This window comes from Gleimia europaea ACS-120-V-Col10b (assembly GCF_000411155.1).
GTDB lineage: Bacteria > Actinomycetota > Actinomycetes > Actinomycetales > Actinomycetaceae > Gleimia > Gleimia europaea_B.
This window is the reverse complement of record NZ_KE150266.1, coordinates 1,022,311-1,046,201: the sequence shown is the minus strand read 5'-3', so window position 1 is coordinate 1,046,201 and position 23,891 is coordinate 1,022,311. Positions and strand designations below refer to the sequence as shown.

Here is a 23,891-nt window from a genome sequence, read left to right as displayed (position 1 = left end):
TTAGTGAGCATTCGATGGACGCCGAAAGCTTAAAGCCAATCATCCACACATTGCGCCTGATCGGAACAGACAAGCAACCGATCGAAGTCAAGAGCAATGTTGGAAAATCAATTCGCGAAACACTCAGCGCATTCGCGAACGCCAACGGAGGCCTCATTATCGTCGGGCTAGATGAAGCAAACGGCTTCCTGCCCGTGGACGGCTTCGATGCAGCAAAAGCTCGGGACGCACTAGAAACTCGATGCGCCCAAACCACGCCCCCTTACGCCCCCTCATCGACACGGTTCCCTTTGAGAACTCGTTGGTTGTTGTAGCGGAAATCAATGAAATGACTTCCGAAGATAAACCCTGCTACGTAACTGACCAGGGAAAATATGGCGGCAGCTACATTCGGGTTGGTGACGGTGACATCCGCCTCACGCAATACGAAGTCGACCGCCTCATTGAGGAGCGGGCCCAACCCAAATGGGACGAACAGCCAGTGACGGAAGCACAACTTGAAGACCTACATTCAGACACCGTGAATGCCTACATGACTGTTCAACGCAAACGTCGCCCCAAAACCTTTAATGACGGCACCGAAACCGCGATGAAACGTCTACGCATCCTCAAAGACGGACACCCAACCCTGGCGTCCTTGCTTGTCATGGGTGAGTATCCGCAAGAATTTTATCCGCGACTCACCGTGACATTTGCCAGCTTCCCGGGTACAACGAAGGGCTCTGTCACTGAAGGAGTTCGGCTCCTAGACAGTAAAACCCTCACCGGAACCATTCCAGAGCTCGTTGATGAAGGAATCGAAGTAGTCAAAAACAACATGCGCACTGCCGCTCTCATTGGCGAAAAGTACCGCTCAGATTTGCCGGACTATCCTCCTGTCGCAGTACGCGAAGCGCTCGTAAACGCCCTCATGCATCGCGATTACTCGCCGCACGCGCAAGGCAGCCAAGTGCAAATAAACATGTTCGTTGACCGCCTCGAAATCACAAGCCCGGGAGGTCTGTATGGAGGCGTTACCGTACGAAACCTAGGAAAGCCAGGCGTGAGTTCAACCAGAAACCAACGTCTCTCTTCTTTTCTTGAAGATGTGAAGTTTCGCGCCGATGGGGGAGCAGAAGGTGTTGTGGCTGAAAATAGGGGCACGGGCATCGCGGTCATTCAACGTTCGCTCGCCGATGCCCTCATGCCGCCACCTGAGTACATCAACCGGTTAGACAGCTTCACCATTATTTTCCGCCGGCGAAGAGTGGCAGAAAAAGAACGCTATGCAAGCGCCTTTGACCAAGTACTCACCGCGTTAAAAGGGCAGGCGTCTGCCTCCACAACTGAACTCGTCAAGAGTACAAAACTAAGCCGCACAGCAGTGCAAAATGCAGTGAACGAGCTTATTGCCGAAGGTGTTGTCGAGCGCACTGAGCCGCTGAGAAGCCCGAGGCAACGCTATCGTATCAAGACGTAGCCACGCACCAGCAAATTCGACGCTCTCGAGAACTTCCCACAAGCTTCCCACTCAACTTCCCAAAGTGTTATGTTGAGTGGGAAGTTAAGTGGGAAGCTGGAAAACATGCCCTGGTTAGAGCTTTCCCCCTCGCTGAGCGCTCGAGGACTCCGGCCAAACGAGGTTGTTGTAGATGATCGAGTTGGTCAACGCGAACGCTAGCTCGATTGCCTGGTTAGCTCCCATGAAGGTTGCCGCCTTGCCGTACCAGCAGGGCACATAGTCGAGAACGCCGCCGGAATTTCTGAAATAAGCGCCATCCCTCTCCTGTTCGGCACTCAAACGTGAATAACCTAAAACGGCGTGTTTCTAATAATGCGAACAAGGCAGGCGCGCCCTTGCAAACTTACAAACCAAGCTTGAAAGTGAGAAACAGACTTACACTAAACTTACAAATTTGTAAGTTTAAAGTCAGAAATTTGTGAGTTTCATTCACTTCGACTGTCAGATTTTCGTAGTTTCCTGTGACGGCGGGCGAACTTTCTGTATTCGCGAAGCCTTTGTTTAGTGTGCACCCGCAATGTCGGTGTTCTTGTTAAGTAGCATTTCTCGCACGATTCCAGAGCGTGCGAAGCGCTTCCCGCGTCAAAAGAGCCCCGCTACGTGTTGTGCGAGGCCGGTTGCGTGGGAGAGACCTAACGCAAACACCTAATATGTCCCGCAAACTCAACGATCCGTTAAAGATTCGCTAACTCTGGGTTCTAGCTGGGTACTGGCAAGACCGAGTGCGGATGATGAGCTTGATCCTGCCGGGCTTGCACCCCCAACGCAGTAGCTCCGGTTCACGGGCTATCGTGCTTGTGACCCACACAGCCGCTCCGCCTGCTCATAATTAGCCGGCGAGATCAGGTGACGCGTAGCGAGGCTTGTCTACCCGTGCTTATATGTGAGGCGGTTGCGGCCCGTCATGTGCGTGTAGCGTGGATTAACCTGCGAGCGGGCATGGAAGCCACCTGAACAGTGGATAGTCTGTTGTTGATAGCAATTAGCCTTTGGTCGCGTTCGTAGTATCCGTCCAGGTTGTCGATAAGCTCATTTATTTTGACTAATGCCTTGGAAATGTGTGTACCGACACTTTCCCATTATTTGTCACGCACTGGTTTGACCTAGCCAGGTAGTAAACCCTGTTGGCAACAATGTCTGCCGCTCTGATTAGCGGATCCTGGATAGAGTCGCGAAGGCAAAAACGCACGTCAGATAGGTTAGGGAAAACTGGCGGGAAGAACCTGTCCCAATCTTGGTTATAAGTCCCAATCTTCAGTTCCATTTCTAGAGCTTCACGCAACTCGTAACGACCATCAGTGGCAGTAGTATGCTCATCCATGCGAACGTCAATCGCACCTGCATAATCAGTAGCAAGCACACGAGCATCACGCAAATGTTCAAGTTCGCGTTTAACTGCAATTTTGAAAACGAAATCTAAGTAACGCTGCTTACTCTTCTTGTGCTTGTAGATTTCGGGGTGCACTCGTGTTTGGTCTACGATAGCGGCGAACTTGTGCACACTGTTTAAGCTTCGGAACATTTTGCCTTTATCTTTGTTCGATAGGGTTGTGGCCTTGAGTTCGCCTCGCGCAGTTCGGCCTGCTTTTGCTCCTAGGGATCGTTCTGCCGAGCGGTACATTCGCGCCGCTCTGTCACGTTCATCTCTGGATAGGAAGACGAGGCCGCCAAAAACAAATAGTTCGTTGTTGGCTTGATCGAATACTCCGGATTCGTCCGCATAGATAAAGACAGTCACGGGCTTGATATTACAGTAAAAGGCCACCCTATCCGGATGGCCCCGTGAAGCCGACGGCCTTACAAGACCGCTTAAACGTTAATTCGGTTACCTCACGTGTACAGCCCGCAGCTCCATGACTGCGCCTGCAATTGAAAGTGTACTAATCGTCCTCTTAGAGGTCAATACGTAAAATTAGGGCCGTTTATCTACTCCCACGCCAGTAGGGGCAGGCTTACGGGCCTATTTGCGCTTGTTCGTCTTTGTCCCGGCCTCCGTAGATGTAGAGAAATGCTTGCAGATAGTCACTCTTTGGTTAGTTGCACTTGCGCGTTGAAATGCTCTATTTAGCGCTTGACTGCGTCGTCTCCATTGGGCATGTTGTTCTTCCGTTTCAGATTCTCAAGGTTCTAGCTAGGTTCTGTTAAGTGTGCATTGTTGTCGTCACAAGACACGCTGTTTCACGTGTGGTCAATGGCAGAAGCCGGAGAATTCAGCGTAAATACAAGAAAAATCCCGGTATCTCAACGAAATACCGGGGCGCGCTGCGGAGGATGGGGGATTCGAACCCCCGAGGGCTTGCACCCAACCCGCTTTCCAAGCGAGCGCACTAGGCCACTATGCGAATCCTCCTGTGGGTTTCCGCGCGTAAGCGCGGTAACGCTTCGATAGTCTACCGAATGACGGGCGCATTAGTCGAGTTAGCATGAGTGCGACGCCTGTCAGATAGGCAACATTTAGGCGTTCAGGATGGGGGCGTGGTGGATCAGTCGGTTTCTACTCCAGCAGTCGCGTACTTGATGGAGGTGGGAGTCCCGTTCTTGCAGCTAACCTACGAGCATTCCAGCGAGTTTGACCACGGGTTCGGTGTCGAGGCTGCACAAAAGCTTGGTTTTGATCCGGCGGAGGTGTTCAAAACCCTCCTCGTTGACACTGATGGTGAAATTGTGTGCGTGGTTGTGCCGGTAGACCATCGCATGTCTCTCAAGAAAGTGGCGCGAGCGGCAGGCGCTAAGAAGGCGCAGATGCTTCCTCCCGAAGTAGCGCAGCGCCGCACGGGCTATGTTGTGGGCGGGATTTCTCCGTTTGGGCAAAAGCAGCAGGCGCCCGTCATCATTGACCAAAGCTGTTTGAATCAAGACTCAATTGTCGTGTCTGGAGGCCGGCGCGGTTTCTCCCTTCGCCTGGATGTGCTGGATTTTGTAGAAGCCGCGAAGGCGCTGGTAGAGGACGTGATTGCGGCCTCATAAACGAGCGATTCTGCCCGGTTTGTTCTCCTGCAAAACTTTTGTCCGTGCTTAACGATAGAGTTCACTTGTGACCATAGCTTTGTATCGCCGCTACCGACCCGACACGTTTGACGACGTGATCGGGCAAGACCACGTGACCGAACCCCTGAAAGCAGCGCTTCGGTCTAATCGAATCACGCACGCCTACTTGTTCTCCGGGCCGCGAGGATGTGGTAAAACCACGTCCGCTCGTATCCTCGCGCGTTGCCTGAACTGCGCGGAAGGCCCCACGGACACACCCTGCGGCAAATGCGAGTCATGCGTGGAGCTTGCCAGCGGCGGCACCGGCTCTTTGGACGTTGTTGAGATTGACGCGGCCTCGCACAACGGTGTGGACGATGCTCGCGAGCTACGTGAACGCGCATCTTTCGCGCCAGTTCGAGACCGCTACAAGGTGTTCATCCTGGACGAGGCCCACATGGTCACAACCCAGGGCTTCAATGCGCTACTAAAACTGGTGGAAGAACCACCCGAGCACGTGAAGTTCATCTTTGCTACAACCGAGCCGGAGCGCGTGATCGGTACAATTCGTTCCCGCACGCACCACTACCCGTTCCGTCTGGTACCAGGCGACGTCCTGCTACCGTATTTGGCAAACCTTTGCGAGTCAGAAGGTATTGAGGTTGGCGAGGGCGTGCTACCCCTCGTTATTCGCGCGGGCGGCGGCTCGGTTCGAGACTCCCTTTCAGTGCTTGATCAGCTGATGGCTGGAAGCATTGACTCGAAGATCCCGTATGACCTCGCCGTCGCTCTGCTTGGATACACGGACATTAACCTGCTTGACACCGCAGTTGAACAGCTCGCCAAGCGCGACGGGGCGGGCCTTTTCGCAACGATTGAACAGATGGTTGAATCCGGCCATGATCCGCGCCGGTTTGTGGAGGACTTCCTGCAACGCCTCCGCGATCTACTGATAATCGCGGTAGCGGGAGAGCAAGCCAAAGACATTTTGGGCCAGCTTCCCGCGGATCAACGCGAACGCATGTTTGCGCAGGCAAAACAGTGGGGCGCCCCTGCGCTTTCGATGGCCGCAGATCTAACCGATGAGGCACTGCGCTCCATGGTTGGCGCCACCTCACCCAGGTTGCAACTAGAGCTGATGATTGGCCGCATCCTCGTTGAGCTAAGTGGCGCCCGAGTTCGCCCCAGTAGTGGCGAGGCCGCCCCGGCAAGTCACTCAGCTGCGCCCACGTTCGGTGGAAGCAGTAGCTTTAATGAGCCTGCGCAAGATGGTCCGCAAATCCTAGGGGAGGACGGCAAGCCACTGACCGGAGCCGCGCTTGCCCGCGAACAGCTAAGGCGCTCGCGGGCGCAAGACCAGGCGAATAAGCCCGCCCAGGCCGCTCCCGGCACAAGTGCCCCTGCGCACCAGCAGGCCCCGAAACAGCAGGCGCCACAAAGAGCAGGAGGAGCGCAGGCACAAGCTCCCCAACAAACATCGGCCCCACAGGGACAGGCTCCGCAACGGCCAGAACCTGCACAAACTCCTGCACCCGCCCCAACCGCGCAATCTGCGCCAGTGCCGGAGTCTAAGCCCGAGTCTCAGCCGGAGCCGAAGGCTGAAGCCGCCCCTGCCGATCAGAAGCAAGTCGCGTCGTCGCCCGCGCCGGGAAACGTGACCGCAAACCTGCACGGCAAGTGGGACCAGTTCGTAGAAGCCGTGCGCGTAATCATGCCCTCCTCCGCCTTCCTGATTGGGGAGCACGCCAAACTAATCTCAGAAGACTCCGCAACCGTTATTCTCGGGTTCGCAAACCAAGGGCTTGCGAACGTGTTCCTCAACCGACACCAAGACACCGCACTAAAAGCCATCCAAGTAATAACCGGCGTATCAAAAACCATCCAAGTTCAAGTTGGCGGCCAGCCGGCGCCTGCTGCTCCCACGCAGCCGCCACACGGTAACCAGGAACCAGCTAACGCCAATGGCTCACAGAGCCGCAAACAGGCAAATAGCCACCAGAGTTTCAACCGGGCAAATAATGGACGTGAACACGCGGCTAACCGCGCTACCCCAAACGAGTCAGCGTCGGACAACGATGAGGGCGCGGCGTGGCCAACGGTTCGCGCAGTACCCAACGCCCAGTCGGGCACCCCAGAAAACCAGGCTGCCACGGCAAGCTCGCAAGCCTCGCAAGTTCGGCAAATGCCGAACAATGCTCAGCGTGAAAACGCTACGAGCCAACCAGGCTCCCGCGACTTCGGTCAGTCGAATACTCAGCCACACAGCATCGCCGGCCGACAAGACGCGCCCGCTGAACAGGCCAGGTCCAGTGCCGCCGAGTCCGGCCAATCCGTACACCCGCACATTTCCACAGTTGCGCGCCCGCACGTCCTCGCAGAACAGTCGCAGGACACCGCAGGCCCGCAACGCACCTCGGACCCGCAAGCCGTCCCCGAACCATCGCAGGAAACCGCGCCAACCTCGCAGGTCGAAGAGTCGGACTACGACTTCGACACGGGCGGGGCTAATATGGACGACGCCGACGCTGAAAACTCAAACCTCGTGGGACTCCCACTAGTTGAAAGAATGTTCGGCGCAACAATCATCGAAGACACGAGTGAAGGAAACAAATAGCCTTGTACGAAGGTGCAGTCCAAGACCTCATCGATGAACTCGGGGCGCTCCCCGGCATCGGCCCAAAATCCGCGCAACGCATCGCGTTCCACATTCTTGGAACCGACCGTGAAGACGTGATGCGCCTGGCACGCGCGCTCCAAGTAGTCAAAGAAAAAGTCCGGTTTTGCACCATCTGCGGCAACATCGCGGAAGAAGAAACGTGCAACATCTGCCGCGACGCACGCCGCGATCAAACCATCATTTGCGTAGTTGAAGAAGCCAAAGACGTTGAAGTAATCGAACGCACCGGCTCCTACCGGGGTCTGTACCACGTGCTTGGCGGCGCCATCGACCCAATCCGTGGAATCGGTCCCGACCAGCTGCGCATCCGCGGCCTCATGAGCCGCCTATCCTCCAACCAAATCAACGAAATCATCATCGCCACCGACCCCAACATCGAAGGTGAAGCCACCGCAACCTACCTAGCCAGAATGCTAGACACCATGGGAGTGCCCGCCTCACGCCTCGCTCTTGGCCTACCAGTTGGAGGCGACCTCGAATATGCAGACGAAGTCACCCTGGGCCGCGCATTCGAAGGCCGCCGCACCATCGGAAGCTAACCAAATCCCCTCCTGGAAGCGTAAAAAAGGTCACAATTTTGGCCAAAATGTTCGCAAGGTGGATCCGCCAAACACGCTCCCCTCAACCGCGCCTACACTGATCACAACATCAGTGGCAAAGCCACCCACAACATAGAAGAGGTCGACGTGGCGCTAATAGTGCAAAAATACGGCGGATCATCCGTGTCGGACGCGGAAGCAATGAAACGCGTTGCCAAACGTATTTGCGACACCCGCCATGCGGGCCACAACGTCGTAGTGGTCGTATCCGCAATGGGAGACACAACCGACGACCTACTCGACCTGGCCGGCCAGCTAACCGAAGAGGCCCCCCAGCGCGAAATGGACATGCTCCTATCCGCGGGAGAACGCATATCAATGTCTCTACTTGCCATGGCTATCAACCAAATGGGTGTGCCCGCAGTGTCATACACGGGCGCGCAAGCAGGCGTCCTCACTGACAGCCACTTCGGCAAAGCCCAAATCACAGGCATGGTGCCAGAACGCGTTGCCCGTTCCATTCGCGAGGGCCAGGTAGCCATCGTTGCTGGATTCCAAGGTGTGTCCTCCGATGATGACGTCACCACGCTCGGTCGTGGCGGATCCGACACCACGGCAGTTGCTCTCGCAGCCGCCCTTCACGCCGATGTTTGCGAAATCTACACGGACGTTGACGGCCTCTACACCGCGGACCCTCGCATCGTGCCTACCGCAAGACGCGTGCGCAGGCTCCGTCAAGAAGAAACCCTAGAGCTTGCGGCCCACGGCGCTAAGATTCTGCACCTTCGCGCGGTCGAGTTTGCGCGCAGGTACAACGTTCCCCTTCACGTGCGCTCCTCGTTTTCCGATAAGGACGGAACGTGGATCGCGAACTCTGACGCGCACCCCGAACTTGTTGGCCTCGTGCCAGACGCAGCCCTAAAAACCCTAGAGGAGGATCAAGTGGAAGCTCCCGTTATTTCCGGAATCGCGCATGACCGCAGCCAAGATAAGATCACGATCGTTGGAATCGCGGACGCGCCGGGCATGGCGGCGCGCCTGTTCCAAATCGTTGCGGCAGCCGGCGCGAACATCGACATGATTGTGCAGAACATCCCCACGTCGGGTACGGGCCGGGCAAACATTTCGTTCACGCTTCCCGGTGCTGACGCGCAGCGTACTATCGCCGCGATCGAGGCGGCAAAAGATGAGCTGGACTACCAGGATCTGCGTTACAGCCCCGGCGTTGGCATCCTTTCGCTCGTGGGCGCGGGAATGAGGACCAATCCGGGTGTTTCCGCCAAACTGTTCGGCTCCCTGTCCGAAGCGGGGATCAACATTGACATGATTACGACGTCCGAGATCCGCATCTCGGTTGTCACCAAACTTGAAGACTTGGATCGGGCTGTGCGCGCCGTACACTCGGCGTTCGGCCTGGATGCCACCGAATCTGAAGCCGTTGTTTATGGAGGTACGGGACGATGAAAGAACTAACTCTCGCTGTTGTTGGCGCCACCGGTCAGGTGGGCCACGTGATGCGCCAGATCCTAGCTGAACGTGATTTTCCGGCCACGAAGGTACGTTTCTTCTCTTCGTCGCGTTCGGCGGGCACAAAGCTCGAGTTTCGCGGTGAAGAGATCGTGGTCGAGGACGTAGCTACCGCCGATTACTCCGGCATCGACATCGCGATTTTCTCTGCTGGGGGAGCGGCTTCTCGCGAGTATGCGCCAAAGTTTGCCGACGCCGGAGCGGTGGTTGTAGACAACTCGTCCGCGTGGCGTAAGAACCCGGATGTGCCGCTGGTGGTCAGTGAGGTCAACCCGCAGGCCATGAAGTCACGCCCTCTGGGTATTATTGCAAATCCGAACTGTACGACTATGGCGGCAATGCCGTCGATGAAGGTTCTTCACGAAGAGGCCGGTTTGAAGCGCCTCATGGCGTCCTCCTACCAGGCCGTGTCAGGTTCTGGTCTTGCGGGCGTGCGCGAGCTGATCGATCAGGTCGAGGCCGGTGTTAAGCAGGACTTGCAGGCGCTTACCACTGACGGTAAGGCACTGAAGCTACCTGAACCAAAGACGTACGTGGCGCCTATCGCGTTCAACGTTGTGCCGCTTGCTGGTGGCCTCGTTGATGATGGTTCTTTGGAAACGGATGAGGAACAGAAACTTCGCGACGAGTCACGCAAGATTCTGGGCATTCCAACGCTTGCCGCGTCAGCGACTTGCGTGCGCGTGCCGGTGTTTACGGGCCACACGCTCACGCTCCACGCTGAGTTTGAAAAGCCAATCAGCGTGGAGCGCGCTAAGGAGCTTCTGCAGGACGCCCCCGGCGTCCAGCTTGTGGACGTGCCGACTCCGCTAGCAGCCGCTGGTATGGATGGCACACTGGTGGGCAGGATCCGCCAGGATCAGGCGGTTCCAGATGGGCGCGGCCTCGTGTTTGTAGTTGCGGGTGACAATCTGCGAAAGGGCGCCGCGCTTAATGCGGTGCAGGTTGCAGAGCTTGTTGCGAAGGAGCTTACCGGCTCGGTTGCCTAGATCACTCGTTACTACGGAATACATTCGTAGAGCTTGTGGTTTAGGGTGTTAGCAACGCAAATAACTTTTGGAGGGTTACCTAATGGCAACTGTTGATGTTGACTTTGAGAATTTCGGCAAGACCATTGAGGAAAACGATGTTGTACTCGTGGACTTCTGGGCAGCCTGGTGCGGTCCGTGCCGTATGTTTGGTCCGATTTATGAGGAAGCCTCGAACCGTCACGAGGACGTAGTTTTCGCGAAGGTTGATACGGAGGCCGAGCAACAGCTGGCCGTTGCCGCGCAGATCCAGTCGATTCCAACTCTGATGGCGTTCCGCGAGGGCATAGCGGTGTTCCGCCACTCGGGTGTGCTACAGGGTGAGGCTCTGGATGACATTATCCGTCAGATTAAGGAGCTGGATATGGACGAGGTCCGCAAGCAGATCCAGCAGGCCGATGGCGAAGGTGCGGAAGGTAACTAACGCCAAAGTGTGAAAGGTTCAGGCACGCGATATGCGTGCCTGAACCTTTTTACGTGCCCGAACCCTTTTGTAGTGTCTGTGAGCGCGGGGTTAGCGCGCGGTTTTGTATTGCATGGCTCCGGTGACGGGGCAGCGTGCCTGTGCGCTTTGTTTGGCGAGGTCAAGGTCCATGGCTCCGTTTTCAGGGTTGTTGAGGATGGAGAAGTTGAACCTCAAGTTCGCGACAGCTGGATCAATGTGGTTGATATCGGATTCGGCTGCCCCGAGGCCTCGCAAAATGAATGCCTCAGTGCAGGCCATGACGTTGCTACGCTCTTGCAGATTGGCGGGCAGGTCAATGTTGGACAGGCAGGAGAGCACCAGGCGCACCGTGCTAGCGTCCGGGTTTTGAGTGATTTTGCCGGCCTCGTATGCGCCGTTCAAAAGCTGGTAGATGATGTGCTGAATTGTGCGGGCGTGTTGTTTGAGTTGCTGTTGAGGAACTGCCGAAGTGATGCGTAGCGGATAGCTGAAGTGGTTTTGGTTTCGAAGCTCTAGCTGGGCACGGATGTAGACGCGCAGCTGTTGAATCGGATCATCGATGATGCTGAGAGTTTCGCCGAGCGTCCTGGTGAAGCGCTTTGTGCTCTCAAGGGTGAGCGCCACCAGCAGGCTTTCTTTGTCTTCGTAGTGGTTGTAAAAAACGGTTCGGCCGATGCCTGCGCGCCTCGAGATTTGGGCGATCGAGATTTGCTCGAAGGAGTATTCACGCATGAGCGACGCGAGCGCGGCAAATAGGGCATCGCGGGTATTTTCGCGGTGTTCGGCAAGGTTTGTCCCAGAGATTTTCGGCATAGATGTATTGTGACATTTTTCCCGTAAGTGTCGCAAAATCGTTTTGGGTAGACTCGAGGGCGTGAAGAAACTTGTAGTGGCAGCGGCTTTTATGCGCGGCGAGGGAGCCGAGGCGCAGGTGTTCGCGGCCGCGCGGGCATATCCGCAAGAGCTTCGCGGCTTGTATGAGCTGCCGGGCGGCAAGGTCGAACCGGGGGAGCGGCCCAGCGATGCCCTCGTTCGTGAAATCCGTGAGGAACTAGGTTGCGACATCGAGCTTGGCCAACCGGTTTTGTCAAAGGACGAGGACGGAGCGTGGCCGGTGCTGGGCGGACGGCGAATGCTGGTGTGGCTGGCTCACCCGATTGGATCCCCGCAGGTGGGCAACGGCCACTTGGAGGCGCGATGGGTGGCTGCTAGCGACCTGCATAAGATCACGTGGATAGAGCCGGATGTGCCGATTGTGGAGGCCGCTTTCAAGCTGTATGTGCGCGGGCTAGATAGTTTTGGCGCGTGCGAGGGCCCGGCTATATACTGATCGGGCAACTAGACGCCAGATATGCCTGGTTTCTGGTGCTTGCGGGTGTAGTTCAATGGTAGAACATCAGCTTCCCAAGCTGAGAACGCGGGTTCGATTCCCGTCACCCGCTCCAACATGACGTCGAAAATGATAAGTAGGCGTTTGCGTTAGTGCGTACGCCCCAAGGGGGTCAAGAAAATCGCTTGCGTTAGCGGATTTGGGTTTTCCGTTACCTAGTATCCTGTTTTCCCTGTTCAGGTAGGGTGTCGGGGTTCAACTCGCTAACGGAGATGAAAAATGCGCCTCTGTGACCCGGCGTTAACGGTGGATCAGTGGTGTTGGTTCTAGGTTAGTAAACTTAGAATGATATTGTCTTATTTTCGGGCATTAGCCCGAATACCGCGTTATCGAAAGTGCTTTTAAAGCAAGCGCCTAAAACTGAATTTTGCTCTGTTGCCAGAGAGGGCCTATTGGCATCCTAAGTACGTCTAAGGCCTTGGAGTACACGCCTCCAAGGCCTTAGAGTCAGCGATTTAAAAGGCAAAAATCCCCACGGCTTTAACCGTCAATTTGCGGAGACACATCAACAAATTCGGTTATAGGCACCGCCTGCTCACGTACCTTTTGAGCTTCGGCTTCGCTAACTATACCCTCCGCCTTTTCTTCGGCATCACACCGGGCCTTGTAGTTTTCTATCTCATGCGCCTTGGCCGCCTCGTCCCAGCCAAGAATATCCGCAGCTATTTTCGCAACCTCGTCAATAGCAGCCAATCCGCGATTCCGATGCTCGTAACAGAGTCTGGTGCGGCGCGCCAGTAAGTCTTCCACATGCAAAACACCCTCATATAAAACACCAAACGCTATTTCTGCACGTCGAGATGGAGGTTTCCTCTTCGTCCATACGCAATAGGCTGGGCTTAGGCTTCGGTATAGGCTGCGGATTCCTGGGAGAAGCCTGCGTGCTGTGAAGAGCGATAGCTAGTTCATTGATGGTGACGTATTTGATGTAGTCGTACCAGTTGTTTGGGAAGCTCTGGATATAGTGGATTTTCTTGTGTTTATTGGAAAATCGCAGGAAATAGAGTGAGAGGCTGAAAGGCTCTGTTCTTAGCTGGATGCCTTGCGATTTTGGGCAATATTTTATGCGTATTGATGATTTCTCTTGTTCACGGGTTCGTTAGGTGTTTTCGCGAGGCAAAATCGCTATCTCTAAACCGGCGAGTACGACTTCCATGATGATTTCAAAGTATTCCTGACTCATGCGGTCTTCATTTTTCGGGTTGGCTAGCGGAATTAAGTAGCCCTGGATTATGTCAGCCAGCGTTGTAGAGCAGGCAGCTAGGGGCTGAAGTTGGGTAATCATTTGGCCTAGGTCGTGGCGCTGTTCCTGCTTGGTTGGGCTGCGCAAGTTGCGAGCAGTAATGCTCCACAGCATCGTGTTGATGATAATTGAGTATGCGATGTGAATGTACTTGCTAAAACCAGCGTCCCGTAGTTTTTCGTAAGCCACCTCCAAGATTGGTATCAACGCGGCGTCCATATGTCCATACATCAGTTTGTCGGTGACTCCGGGGAATTCAAGAAAGACGGGCCTGACATTTTCTGCTAGGGAGATGAACCAATCTTTCCATTCCAGCTGCTCGTCCGGTAGCTCGATGGTGCTAGTGATCTCGCCAATTACAGAAGCGGTAATGGCGTCACGGTTTTGGTAATGGTGGTAGATGACAGAGGGAACTACTCCCAGACGCTGCGCAAGGTCACGAATCGACCATTTTTCTAGACCGCACTCTCGGGTCAGTTCCATTGCGGTGTACATGATCTTTTCCTGCGTCAGCCAGGCGCGTCTACCCGTGTTTACCCGCTTGTCTTTATTCCCCACGAAAACAGCATACCCTCAACCTCGACAATACTAGAACATTGTTCTAGTATTGTTTCAGCTTGATTGGCTGCTCACTTTGGAAAGGATGTTTTAATGTGCGCCACTAATGAACGAAACGAGAAAGTCGAATCAAAAATAACGGGACTGTTTCCCCTGTTTTTGACGGTGCTACTGGCGTATATGGGGCAGATGATTCTTAATCCAATTCTGGCTCCACTATCGCGCGAAATCGGGCTGAAGGAATGGCACATTGGCGCCACCATTTCGTTAGCTGCCATAATGTTTTCTCTTACCTCCACCAGGTGGGGACGGGTCTCATTGCGATGGGGATCTCGGCGTATCTTGCTTATTGGCATGCTTGCCGGAATCCTGACTCTAAGCGGATTCGCTATGGTGGTGTGGCTAGGATTTAAGGGTCTGCTCACCGGCATAGCGTTGATCATAGGAGTAGTCATAACTAGGGGCGTGCTGTACGGCGGTGCCATCGCATCAGTTTCCCCAGCCGCGCAAACCTACGTTGTGACTCATACCTACAATGAGACGCAACGGGTAAAAGGTCTGGGAGTCTTGGGCGCTGCACAAGGATTCTCGTCTATTCTTGGAGCCTTATTGGGCGGCAGCCTTGCAGCTATAGGAGGTTTCATGATGCCCCTGCTGGTGATGCCTCTGGTCATGCTTTTAGGCGTTGCCGTTTTACTGCTAACATTCAAACCCACAGGTAGCGAAGAAAAAGTCGCTCAACCGGCAAAAGTTTCCTATTTTGATTCAAGAGTATTCGTGTTCCTGGCTTGCGGTTTCCTAATGTTTACCGCTTTTTCTACCGTGGCTACACTTTTCGGCTTTTTACTGCAGGATGTTTTGAATCTAGCGGCCGGCGCCACAGCAGGGTTCACCGCTTTGTGCATGTCAATAATGGGTGTGGTGATGATACTGGCGCAGGCCTTGGTGGCTCCAAGGTTAAACTGGGGTGCTAAAAAACTCTTTAGAAGAGGGTTAATAATCGTTCTTCTCGGGTTACTGCTCTTGGTTTATCCACTAAATCTTGGACTGTTCATCGTGGCCAGCATCTTGACAGGCTTTGGTCTAGGTCTGGCGATGCCTGGCTACAACACGGCGCCTACTTTGCAAATGAAGCCCGAAGAACAAGGTGGGCTGGCCGGGTTGATTAATGCTAACAATGGTGCAGCCTATGTAGTGGCACCGATAGCCTCCACCGCACTTTACGGACTCTCTCCGTGGCTACCAATGACATGTTGCACAGTTCTGATAGCTGCGGCAGTTTTGCTGAGTTTTTACCATCCCGAGTTCCGCAAATAATCTCTTTATGATTAGAAGCAAAAACCATAAAAATCCCTGCTAAAGCGGTATTGACTTCAGCAGAACTATGATGTCTAGTCGCTGCGAGATTCAAACAAACTCAAACGTCTCAAAAACCCCATGCAAACACGGGGGCATTCAGCTCAATCGCTTGTAATGGTGTGTATATTCTTCTTGGTAATGATCCTGAAGCTATTGAGAATACCTAGTGTTACATCGGCAAGATAGAAAACTTTGTTGAGCGCTTACGCGATCATGACAAAAAGAAGCCGCAGTGGGAAAGAGAATCAGCCAACGAGTGGACAACATCGACCAGGAGAGTGCCAAGCTTCCCGTCATAAACGCGCCGATAGCTTGCACCAAAACGATGCTAAACACGAGTCCGAATGCGATGGCGAGCTTTTTTCGCAGGTGTGAATCTGTGGCGGCTTCTTGCGCGCTTGGCCCGTGATCGTGGTGATGCTCGCTCATGATGACCCCCTTCTAGAAACTCGGCTCGTGAATCCCTCGTTCACTCCTGTAGACACATGTCTGAGCAGGCGTTGATTTGGTCGAGGCGGACGCTATGGTTGGCGACCTCGGTGACGAGTTCGGCGTCGTGGGTGATGACGATGACGACGGCACCGGTATCAGCGAGTTTGCGCATCACTTGAGAAATTGCGACGAGGTGCTTGTAGCCCACACCCGATGTCGGCTCGTCGAAAATGTAGACCTTCTTGTTCGCGGCAAGCGCGGTGGCGATGACCAGGCGTTGGCGCTGCCCACCAGACAGCGCTTGCGGATGGTCGGACTCGTGCTCCGCAAGATCGAGTTCTTCAAGGATCGTGCGGGCGTCGATGTGTTGTTTTTCGGCTCTCGTTATCCCGAGCGTGACTTCGTCAATGACTGTGTCTGAGAATAGCTGCCGGGTGGGGTCTTGCATGACGAGGTATGCGTCTCGGCTGGTGAATTTTTGCCCATTGAGTGTGATGGATGCACCTTTGGCTTTTTCGAGTCCGCAGACGATACGTGCCAGTGTTGATTTGCCTGACCCGCACGGGCCCAACAGTGCGGTGATTTTCCCTGCCGGGAAGAGCAGATGGTCGATGTTGAGAACCGTGTTTCCGTGGCGGTAGGCGAAGGTGAGGTTTCTGATCTCCAGCCCATATCCTGCCGGTTGCGGTAGCTGCGGCATGGGCACGGGAACAAGGGACCGTAGTCCAAGGTGTTTGCGTTCCGCCTCTGGCGTGGCGTAGAACTCTTCGCCGGTTGCGGTGAGGGCTATCTTGCCTTTGTCGAAACAGTAGACACGGTCAGCGATCCCGGAAAGGAAACTTAGCCGGTGTTCAGCAATGATGATGGTGTGTCCATCAGCTTTGAGCCTGGCGATGAGTGTGGCGAGTTGGTCGATAACGTCAGCGGACAAGTTCGCGGTTGGCTCGTCAAAGACGATCATCGACGTGTTGTTGCACATGGCGACGGCGCAGGCCACGCGTTGCATCTGCCCACCCGACAGTTGTGTGACGCGGGATTCCAACAGGTCGGCGATACCTAACTCGGCTGCAACCTCGTCAATGCGGGCACAGATCTCCTGCGGGTCGCGGCCGAGATTTTCTGGGCCGAAGGCGAGTTCTTGGCGCACGTGGGTGGTGTAGAACTGGGTGCGCGGGTTTTGAAACACTGTCGAACAGTGGTGGGCAAGCTCTGATAGATCTACTCGTGCCACGTCAATGTCGTCGACTGTGACGTTTCCGGTAAGGTCGCCGTCGTGGAAGTGCGGGATGAGCCCGTTAAATAGCCGTAGTGCGGTGGTTTTTCCTGACCCTGACGCGCCACACAGCAAGGTGACAGTTCCCTGCGAAATAGTGAGGTTGGCGCCATTGATTGAGGGGTGGTCTGCTCCTCGATAGGTGAAGGTGACCCCAGTTGCTTGGGCTATTGTCATAGGACGATTCTCCATATCGCGAAGCCGATAACGACGAGCAGAATGACTGCGTCGATCACACGGAATTTCACGACCGTGACTGAGGTGGGCTTTGCGGTTCCGCCCAGTCCGCGCACGAGGGCAGCCGATGCCAGTTCGTCCCCGCTGCGTACCACGGTCGATAGCAGCGGGATTGTGAAGTATTGCGCCGCACGCAGGGAAAGCGCGGACATGCCGCGTAGTTTCATGGCATCTGAGATCGCTTTAACTTCGTGGCCGATCACGGGCAGCACACGTAAGGCAACCGAGATTGGGATCGTGAAACAGGTCGGGATCCGTGAGCTGGCGAGTGCTTTTTGCAAGGTGGCGGGTCGGATTACGCCGATCGCGTAGGCTCCCATTCCTGCGCTGACGCTGAATCGCCACATCCACTGCAGAAACAGCACGAGGAACGCGCTGGCTGTTGATTTCCAGACCAGTGGTATCACGAAGACGAGCCCGCTGAGGACCGCAAACGTGGCCAGGTAGACGGCCACCCAGCTCGGGCGCACGAGCGTGTTGGGGTTGATCGCAGCGCTCGTCAGCATCACGGCGGCGAATCCGCCCAGAGTACACACGAACCACGGCGAGTAGGCACTGTAGATCGTGGTGGAGACGATGACGAGCGCTGCGATAATGGTGCGCGGGTCGGGAAGTTTAGACAAGACCGGCCCGTTCAAAGTGTTTGCGCGCGACCCTGGTTCCCAACAGACCAGCAAGCCAGCCCACGATGAGCATCACGCCGAAGAAGCCCAGCAGAATCGGAATCGTGACGACCTGTGCCATCTTGGCGGCATACTCGGCACCCATTTGTTCGGCGATTTGCGACATATATGCGTCTTGGTTCATAAATAGCGGCATCCACGGTGACACGTAGATCGGCAGAATAAACAGTGCGTATGCCAGCGGAACGCGAACCTTAACGTTCTTCGGTCCCTTGGTGATGACTAGGTCGGCGAGCAGGCCGAATACAGCGGCCACCGCGATGCCTCCCACCCAGTGGCCGGTCACGAAAAAGAGGATTTCGATGATAATCAGCATGATTGTCAACGCCCCCATCTTCGGAGTGCGTGCTGTGAACAGCGCAAAGACGATGCCGTTAACGAGGATAGAAAGCAGGAAACCGGCATACATGGCGGCGGGGATGAACCCGAGCATTCCGAATGCAAACACGATGACGAACATCAAGGCGGTGAAGACGCCAATGTTGATGAAGTCGCGCGCGTTGAGGCGCGAGGATGTGGGTGTGGACATAGTTTTTCCTTTCATGTGCTTATACGTGCTGTGTTTTAGACGAGTTGCCATCCGGCTGCGTTGATGCGTTCTTGCCAGAAATCGCGGTATTGACCTGGCTGGTTGACCAGCTCGTCGTGGCACCCGCGCTGAGCGATACGCCCACCGTGGGAGAGCACAATGATTTGGTCAGCTTGTCGAATGGTTTCAAGTTTGTGGGCGATGACAATCAGTGTGGAGTGTTTGCGTAGCTCATTCATCGCCGCAACAATATTGGCTTCATTTTCCGCGTCCAACGCGCTAGTGGCCTCATCGAAAAGCACGATCGGGGCCTTCTTCACCAAAGCGCGGGCGATAGAGACGCGTTGCCGTTCCCCACCCGACAGTGCACGCCCGCCAGAACCCGCCAATGAATTCCAGCCGTCTGGGAGGCGGTTGACGATTTCCGTCACGCCCGACAGGTCAGCGGCCCACCTGATTTCTTCATCGGTGGCTTCTGGGTTGCCAAGGCGAATGTTGGCTTCGAGAGTGTCGTTGAATAAGTAGACGTCTTGGAAGACAAGAGACACCTGGCGCATCAAATCTTCGGTGGTCTGCTCGCGCACGTCCACTCCGCCAACGCGCACGCTGCCGGACTGCACATCCCAGAAACGTGCAACCAACCGGGCGATCGTCGTCTTCCCGCACCCAGATGGACCAACCAGGGCACACATGCCACCTTGCGGGACATGGAAGGAAATATCACGGAGAACCGGGGTGTCCGGATCGTAGCCGAAGGTGACGTCCTCGAAACGAACATCACCAGGGGCGTTTATCGGTGTAGAGGCATCGGGTTCGGACAGTTCGGGGGCATCCATGACCTTGTCGACGTGGTTCATCTGCTGGCGGCGTTCTTCCAGCCCAGACATACATCCGCCGATGTCTTGGAGCATAGTGGTGAACCGCAGACACATGCCGATGGTGACCACAGCGTTCAACGCGCTCACCTGCCCGCCGAGGGCGAGTTGGGCGGTCAGCCAGATCATCACCACAATGAGCGCTTGAACGAACATCCCATTAATCAGGTTCGCTAATGTTTCGATCCACAATGCTTTGCGACCCTTGCGGTCAGCCTGGTCGAAAGCCTGATCAAGGGCCGGGTAGTCGTCGGCGACATGGCAGGAGCGCAGCGCGCCTTGGCAGGTGGCGAATTCGACCATGCGAGCCGCCAGCTCCGATTCGGCTGGTTCGGAAACCTGCTTACCTTTATCAAGAAGCACACGGGAAATATGGAGGAAGGCAAGCATGATCGGGAACGCGATCGTCAAGGTCAGTCCCAGTCGCCAATCCCAGAACCAGGTTCCCACAGTGATCACCAGCACGGCCGAGAGTTTTTGGACGAGAGAGAAAATGAAATGTGCCGCCGACTCGCCCAAGTTCATCATTTCCTGGGTGACCATGCGCGACAGCCGTCCAGAGCTACCCGAATCGAACACTCCCAACGGTAGGCGGGCTACCTTGTTGCCGACCGCTTGATGGACGTCGTGAATGAATCCGAGCGCGCCGATATAGCCGGTGCGCATGCCATAAAACTCCGTGCCCACGCCCAGCACCGCGATCACCGCCAAGGCGATGAGCCAGCCCGAAAACGACAGCCCCCACACCGGCATTCCGGTTGCTAGGGCACTTGCGGCGGGAAGCAGAGTCAGCAGGGCAAAGCCGTGACACAGTCCTGAGACCGCACCCCACGCTTGACCAACCGAAAGGTCTCGCCACGAGGCGGGTTCCATCAAACGCTTAAAGCGTGGCAGCAATAGTTGATTCATCGTGTCATCTCCTCGCATGCACCTTGGGCAAGAAGTGCCTGATAGTGCGCATTACCCAACAACTCGTCGTGTTTACCGACCACAGCAATGCGCCCGCGTTCCATGACGACAATCTGATCCGCGCCCCTGATCGAGGCCAGTCGGTGGGCGATCACAATCACGGTTCTGCCTTTGGCAAGAGTCGAGAGAGCTTGTTGGATTTTCGATTCCGATTCCGGGTCCGCCATCGCCGTCGCCTCGTCCAGCACCAACACTGGGGCATCAACCATGAGCGCGCGGGCGATCGCGATACGGGCTGCCTGTCCGCCCGAAACGTGGGTGTCCTCTCCCAACACGGTGTCGTAACCATCTGGCAGGCTCATGATGAACTCGTCGATCTGCGCTGCTCTCGCCGCCTGCCGCACCTGATCTAAGGTTGCGTCTGGCGCGCCCAGGGCAATGTTGTTGTGGATGGTGTCGCGAATAAGCTGTGCATCTTGCAGGACGAATGCGACCGTCGAATACAACACGTCCTGGGAAATGCTCTTTAGATCAACCCCGCCGATGGTGATCGTGCCAGCGTCCGGGTCATCAAAGCGGGCCATCAAACTCGCCAACGTCGACTTCCCCGCACCCGACGGGCCAACCAGCGCGGTCACCGTGCCTGTCGGAATGCTCAGGCTTACCTCGTCTAATGCCTGGGTGTCGTCATAGGTATACGACACACCCCGAATCTCGATATCATGACCGTGTGGTGTCTGTGGTGCATCGGGTTGGCTCAATGCCGGTAGCTCCATCACCGCAACGAGGCGCACCGCAGCCGATCCCGCAAGCTGGTAAGACCAGGCGATGGTTGCGACTGTCATCAACGCTCCCGGCAGCACCAAGGCGATCAACGTCGTCGTTATCACCTCGTAGATGCTCACCCAACCGGCGTTCATCATCAACGCGCCACCGCCAAGGTTCACGATCAACAACACCGGGATCGACACCCACGAAAATGAGGCGACCGACATCGACACCAGCGGCATACACCACGCTCGGTAGAACTTAGAAAACTCGTTAGCTGCATCTAAATAGGCTTTATGTGCTTGGCCGACCTTGCCGAATGCTTTCACCACTGAGATACCGGCAACGAACTCGGCCATCGTTGCCGAAACCTGAGCGAGCTTGGTATCCATTTGCGCGGTCTTCTCATTCATCCCACGCATCGACATGCCATACATGCCCACATAGAGCGGGATCGTCGCAATCGACAGCAACGCGAGTCGCCAATCCACCACAAACGCATACATCAACAAGGCGAGCGGGGATACGATCGCGTTCAGTTTCTCTATCGGCCCGTGCGCGATTACTGTGTGCACCGTGGCCGTATCATCCTGAATGGTCTTGCGGATCTTCCCCTCACCCTCGCGGGTAAACCACGACAGCGGAGCAGCCGACATTCGGGCGGCAATTTGCCGACGCATCTGGTTACGCAACGACAGGTCAATAAAATGCGTCACGCCCAATGCAACAAAATATAAGCTCAACCGGGCCATGTATGCGCTGACGAGGAGTATGACGATCCAGTTCACCCGCGCCGGGTCCACCTGGTCTTGCATAAGTTCTCTGCCAAGCTCCACCAGAGCCACATACGGGGCAATAGCCAACACGCCAGAGAGAAAAGCCAAAACCTGCGCGACGAACAGCTTGCCTTTCACTGGCTGCGATAGTTGACGGATCGCGTTCTGGCCAGCGACAGATTTTTCCTTCGCGGACCCATACTCGCCGTCAACAACCTGATCCATTGCACTATCGTCCATGCAAACACCATCCTTATTAGGCAAGGCTAACCTTATCTAAATTCTGGAAGATGTACCTAACCGTGCACGTAAACCGATACGAGCATCACCCTTTCAAGGCCATACTCACCTGTTCACCAGTGCGGAACACGAACCGGATTGTATCCTCAGATCAATTCTGTGCCGTGATACCATGGTGAGTCCACGCGCCGTTTAGTTTTTCCTTGTATTTCGCGCGTGTTGATGAAAATTCTTGGCTTGAACGGGTTGGGATAAATACGTGCGGTTGTCTTCTTCGATAGCTGATCACTTGAAGTTTTTGTTACCGTCCGCAGATGATTATCGCGAGGCGAATTGGCGCCGCGACGTGGTTGCAGGCGTGACGGTGGGTATTGTTGCACTGCCGTTGGCGTTGGCATTTGGCGTTTCGTCTGGAGTGGGCGCAGCCGCCGGTTTAGTAACGGCAATAGTTGCGGGCCTGATTGCAGCGGCTTTCGGTGGCTCACACGTGCAGGTGTCGGGGCCAACGGGTGCGATGGTGGTGATCCTGGCGCCAATATTTGCGTGGCATGGGGCAAGCTCAATCATGTTGCTGTCGGTGATGGCAGGCCTGCTGGTATTTGCGTTCGGATTGTTGGGCCTCGGCAAGGCTATCTCCCTGATCCCTTGGTCCGTGGTGGAGGGTTTCACGCTGGGAATCGCCACGTTAATCGCGCTCCAGCAGGTGCCGATGGCGATGGGAGTGGAAATCCCCGCAGGCGTGAACTCGCTGTACGGCGCTTTCTTGGCCGTGCAGGAAGCAGACTGGGCGGTTTCTGCATTCACTCTGGGCATTGTCCTAGTTACTGTGTTGGTGATTGTGGGAACCTCACGCATATCAACAACGTTCCCGGCCTCACTCGTCGCAGTGGTCGTGGTGTCACTGGCGGCGTTCTTTGGCAATCTTGCGGTGCCAACTATTGGCCAGCTCCCCAGTTCCCTTCCGGCGCCAAGCCTTCCATATGTTGATTTTTCATTGATGAGGCAGTTGCTGCCTGCCGCGTTCGCGGTGGCAATGCTGGCGGCAATCGAGTCGCTACTGTCGGCACGTGTTGCGGCTGGAATGCCGGGGCAGGGATCGTATCAGCCGGACCGGGAGCTGGTGGGCCAGGGGCTGGCGTCAATCGGCTCGGGTATTTTTGGAGGAATGCCGGCAACGGGCGCGATTGCGCGTACGGCAGTGAATGTGAAGTCGGGAGCTACCAGCCGCGTGTCCGCAATCGTGCATGCGATAATCCTGGGCGCGGTGGTATACCTCGCGGCTGGCCTCGTGAGCCATATTCCGCTCGCGGCCCTAGCCGGAGTCCTGTTCGTAACCGCATTCCGCATGGTTTCAACATCTAGTGTGTGCAAGATTTTGGGCTCAACGCGCGGCGATGGCCTCGTATTTTGGATTACTGCACTGATCACGGTCGTGTTCGACTTGGTTGTTGCAATCGGTTTGGGCGTTGCGATCGCCGTGTTGTGGGCGGTCTACCACCTGTCCCGCCTGTCGGGCGTAGTGGAGTTGCCGCTGCCGGGCGAACGCCAGCAAACCGATGACAAGATCGCGTACTTCCGTTTGGACGGCTCAATGTTCTTTGGCGCGGCAGAGCGCATCGTCACTGAGCTTTCCGACGTTCACCGCTCCACCGGAGTGGTGATCTTGTCAATGTCGCACGTGGGGATTTTGGACGCGTCGGGCGCAAAACAACTTGCGGACGTGTTCGTGGAGCTCAATGAACGCGGCATCATAACGATGATCAAGGGCCTGCGCCCCGAGCATCTGAAGGCCGCGCAAAGCGTGGGCATAATCGATGCGCTAAGCTCGCCCACCTACCTGTTCGATTCCATCGAAGAGGCCGCCGCTTCTGCGCGCAAATTGGTAGCCGAGGGGTTGTGAGTGTGGTTGTGCTGGCCCAAGAGTTTAAGCCGACT

General features: G+C 55.7%; 20 protein-coding genes, 2 tRNA genes and 1 pseudogene. 12 read left to right on the top strand and 11 right to left on the bottom strand.

The genetic code is table 11. The features are described from left to right. Positions 1-14: 14 nt before the first annotated feature. Together HMPREF9238_RS09050 and HMPREF9238_RS04790 are read left to right on the top strand one after the other, a co-directional pair. Positions 15-314: an ATP-binding protein gene (locus HMPREF9238_RS09050; protein ID WP_232217597.1), complete on the top strand. Its 300-nt coding sequence runs from the start codon at positions 15-17 to the stop codon at positions 312-314. Next, positions 242-1,459: an ATP-binding protein gene (locus tag HMPREF9238_RS04790; protein ID WP_016444317.1), complete on the top strand. Its 1,218-nt coding sequence runs from the start codon at positions 242-244 to the stop codon at positions 1,457-1,459. Before HMPREF9238_RS09050 ends, HMPREF9238_RS04790 begins: the two co-directional genes overlap by 73 nt. Before the next feature lie 114 nt (positions 1,460-1,573). On the opposite strand, the pseudogene HMPREF9238_RS04785 reads toward HMPREF9238_RS04790, so the two are convergent. The 3 genes and pseudogenes from HMPREF9238_RS04785 to HMPREF9238_RS04775 all read right to left on the bottom strand — a co-directional run. Beyond that, positions 1,574-1,783 (bottom strand): annotated as a pseudogene (locus HMPREF9238_RS04785) (DNA methyltransferase); the annotation flags it as partial. Positions 1,784-2,543: 760 nt separating this feature from the next. After that, complete coding sequence (locus HMPREF9238_RS04780) at positions 2,544-3,239, bottom strand: DUF3800 domain-containing protein (protein ID WP_051109811.1); 696 nt, start codon at positions 3,237-3,239, stop codon at positions 2,544-2,546. 527 nt (positions 3,240-3,766) lie between these two features. Continuing rightward, positions 3,767-3,851, bottom strand: a tRNA-Ser gene (locus HMPREF9238_RS04775). 77 nt (positions 3,852-3,928) lie between these two features. Here HMPREF9238_RS04775 and ybaK point away from each other — a divergent pair. From ybaK to trxA, 6 genes are all read left to right on the top strand, one after another. Beyond that, the gene (gene ybaK / locus HMPREF9238_RS04770) at positions 3,929-4,468 is read left to right on the top strand and encodes a Cys-tRNA(Pro) deacylase (RefSeq protein WP_232217596.1); all 540 of its coding nucleotides are present in this window, start codon (positions 3,929-3,931) and stop codon (positions 4,466-4,468) included. A 67-nt stretch (positions 4,469-4,535) separates the two neighbouring features. Continuing rightward, on the top strand, positions 4,536-7,082 hold the full coding sequence (locus HMPREF9238_RS04765; protein WP_016444313.1) for a DNA polymerase III subunit gamma and tau: 2,547 nt from the start codon (positions 4,536-4,538) through the stop codon (positions 7,080-7,082). A gap of 2 nt (positions 7,083-7,084) precedes the next feature. Then, on the top strand, positions 7,085-7,684 hold the full coding sequence (gene recR / locus HMPREF9238_RS04760) for a recombination mediator RecR (RefSeq protein ID WP_016444312.1): 600 nt from the start codon (positions 7,085-7,087) through the stop codon (positions 7,682-7,684). Positions 7,685-7,831: 147 nt separating this feature from the next. Further along, positions 7,832-9,148 carry an aspartate kinase gene (locus HMPREF9238_RS04755; RefSeq protein ID WP_016444311.1) on the top strand — a complete coding sequence of 439 codons (1,317 nt, stop codon included), beginning with the start codon at positions 7,832-7,834 and terminating at the stop codon, positions 9,146-9,148. Continuing rightward, positions 9,145-10,200: an aspartate-semialdehyde dehydrogenase gene (locus HMPREF9238_RS04750; protein WP_016444310.1), complete on the top strand. Its 1,056-nt coding sequence runs from the start codon at positions 9,145-9,147 to the stop codon at positions 10,198-10,200. Before HMPREF9238_RS04755 ends, HMPREF9238_RS04750 begins: the two co-directional genes overlap by 4 nt. Positions 10,201-10,282: 82 nt before the next feature. Then, positions 10,283-10,663 carry a thioredoxin gene (gene trxA, locus HMPREF9238_RS04745; RefSeq protein WP_016444309.1) on the top strand — a complete coding sequence of 127 codons (381 nt, stop codon included), beginning with the start codon at positions 10,283-10,285 and terminating at the stop codon, positions 10,661-10,663. 90 nt (positions 10,664-10,753) lie between these two features. Here trxA and HMPREF9238_RS04740 read toward each other — a convergent pair whose 3' ends face one another. Then, positions 10,754-11,497, bottom strand: a complete 744-nt coding sequence (locus HMPREF9238_RS04740) for a TetR/AcrR family transcriptional regulator (RefSeq protein ID WP_016444308.1) — start codon at positions 11,495-11,497, stop codon at positions 10,754-10,756. A 61-nt stretch (positions 11,498-11,558) separates the two neighbouring features. On the opposite strand from HMPREF9238_RS04740, the gene HMPREF9238_RS04735 reads away from it, so the two are divergent. Next, on the top strand, positions 11,559-12,014 hold the full coding sequence (locus HMPREF9238_RS04735; RefSeq protein WP_016444307.1) for a (deoxy)nucleoside triphosphate pyrophosphohydrolase: 456 nt from the start codon (positions 11,559-11,561) through the stop codon (positions 12,012-12,014). A gap of 41 nt (positions 12,015-12,055) precedes the next feature. After that, a tRNA-Gly gene (locus tag HMPREF9238_RS04730) sits at positions 12,056-12,129 on the top strand. Between the two features lie 425 nt (positions 12,130-12,554). Here HMPREF9238_RS04730 and HMPREF9238_RS04725 read toward each other — a convergent pair. Both HMPREF9238_RS04725 and HMPREF9238_RS04720 read right to left on the bottom strand, forming a co-directional pair. Next, a complete protein-coding gene (locus tag HMPREF9238_RS04725; RefSeq protein ID WP_016444306.1) occupies positions 12,555-12,830 on the bottom strand; it encodes a glycerol-3-phosphate dehydrogenase C-terminal domain-containing protein in 276 nt (91 codons plus the stop codon). Positions 12,831-13,173: 343 nt separating this feature from the next. Beyond that, on the bottom strand, positions 13,174-13,875 hold the full coding sequence (locus tag HMPREF9238_RS04720; protein WP_040316479.1) for a TetR/AcrR family transcriptional regulator: 702 nt from the start codon (positions 13,873-13,875) through the stop codon (positions 13,174-13,176). Between the two features lie 93 nt (positions 13,876-13,968). Here HMPREF9238_RS04720 and HMPREF9238_RS04715 point away from each other — a divergent pair, with 93 nt between their 5' ends. Then, positions 13,969-15,192 (top strand): MFS transporter, encoded by a 1,224-nt coding sequence (locus tag HMPREF9238_RS04715; RefSeq protein ID WP_016444304.1) that lies wholly within the window; start codon positions 13,969-13,971, stop codon positions 15,190-15,192. A gap of 511 nt (positions 15,193-15,703) precedes the next feature. Here HMPREF9238_RS04715 and HMPREF9238_RS04710 read toward each other — a convergent pair. The 5 genes from HMPREF9238_RS04710 to HMPREF9238_RS04690 are packed head-to-tail and all read right to left on the bottom strand — an operon-like array spanning position 15,704 to position 21,956. Continuing rightward, positions 15,704-17,116, bottom strand: a complete 1,413-nt coding sequence (locus HMPREF9238_RS04710; RefSeq protein WP_016444302.1) for an ABC transporter ATP-binding protein — start codon at positions 17,114-17,116, stop codon at positions 15,704-15,706. Then, positions 17,113-17,814, bottom strand: a complete 702-nt coding sequence (locus HMPREF9238_RS04705; RefSeq protein WP_232217595.1) for an energy-coupling factor transporter transmembrane component T family protein — start codon at positions 17,812-17,814, stop codon at positions 17,113-17,115. Before HMPREF9238_RS04705 ends, HMPREF9238_RS04710 begins: the two co-directional genes overlap by 4 nt. Then, positions 17,792-18,388: an MptD family putative ECF transporter S component gene (locus HMPREF9238_RS04700; protein ID WP_016444300.1), complete on the bottom strand. Its 597-nt coding sequence runs from the start codon at positions 18,386-18,388 to the stop codon at positions 17,792-17,794. The genes HMPREF9238_RS04705 and HMPREF9238_RS04700 overlap by 23 nt, the downstream gene beginning before the upstream one ends. Positions 18,389-18,423: 35 nt before the next feature. Then, a complete protein-coding gene (locus HMPREF9238_RS04695) occupies positions 18,424-20,172 on the bottom strand; it encodes an ABC transporter ATP-binding protein (protein ID WP_016444299.1) in 1,749 nt (582 codons plus the stop codon). Then, on the bottom strand, positions 20,169-21,956 hold the full coding sequence (locus tag HMPREF9238_RS04690) for an ABC transporter ATP-binding protein (protein WP_016444298.1): 1,788 nt from the start codon (positions 21,954-21,956) through the stop codon (positions 20,169-20,171). The genes HMPREF9238_RS04695 and HMPREF9238_RS04690 overlap by 4 nt, the downstream gene beginning before the upstream one ends. A 259-nt stretch (positions 21,957-22,215) precedes the next feature. On the opposite strand from HMPREF9238_RS04690, the gene HMPREF9238_RS04685 reads away from it, so the two are divergent. Further along, complete coding sequence (locus HMPREF9238_RS04685; RefSeq protein ID WP_016444297.1) at positions 22,216-23,856, top strand: SulP family inorganic anion transporter; 1,641 nt, start codon at positions 22,216-22,218, stop codon at positions 23,854-23,856. Positions 23,857-23,891: the final 35 nt, after the last annotated feature.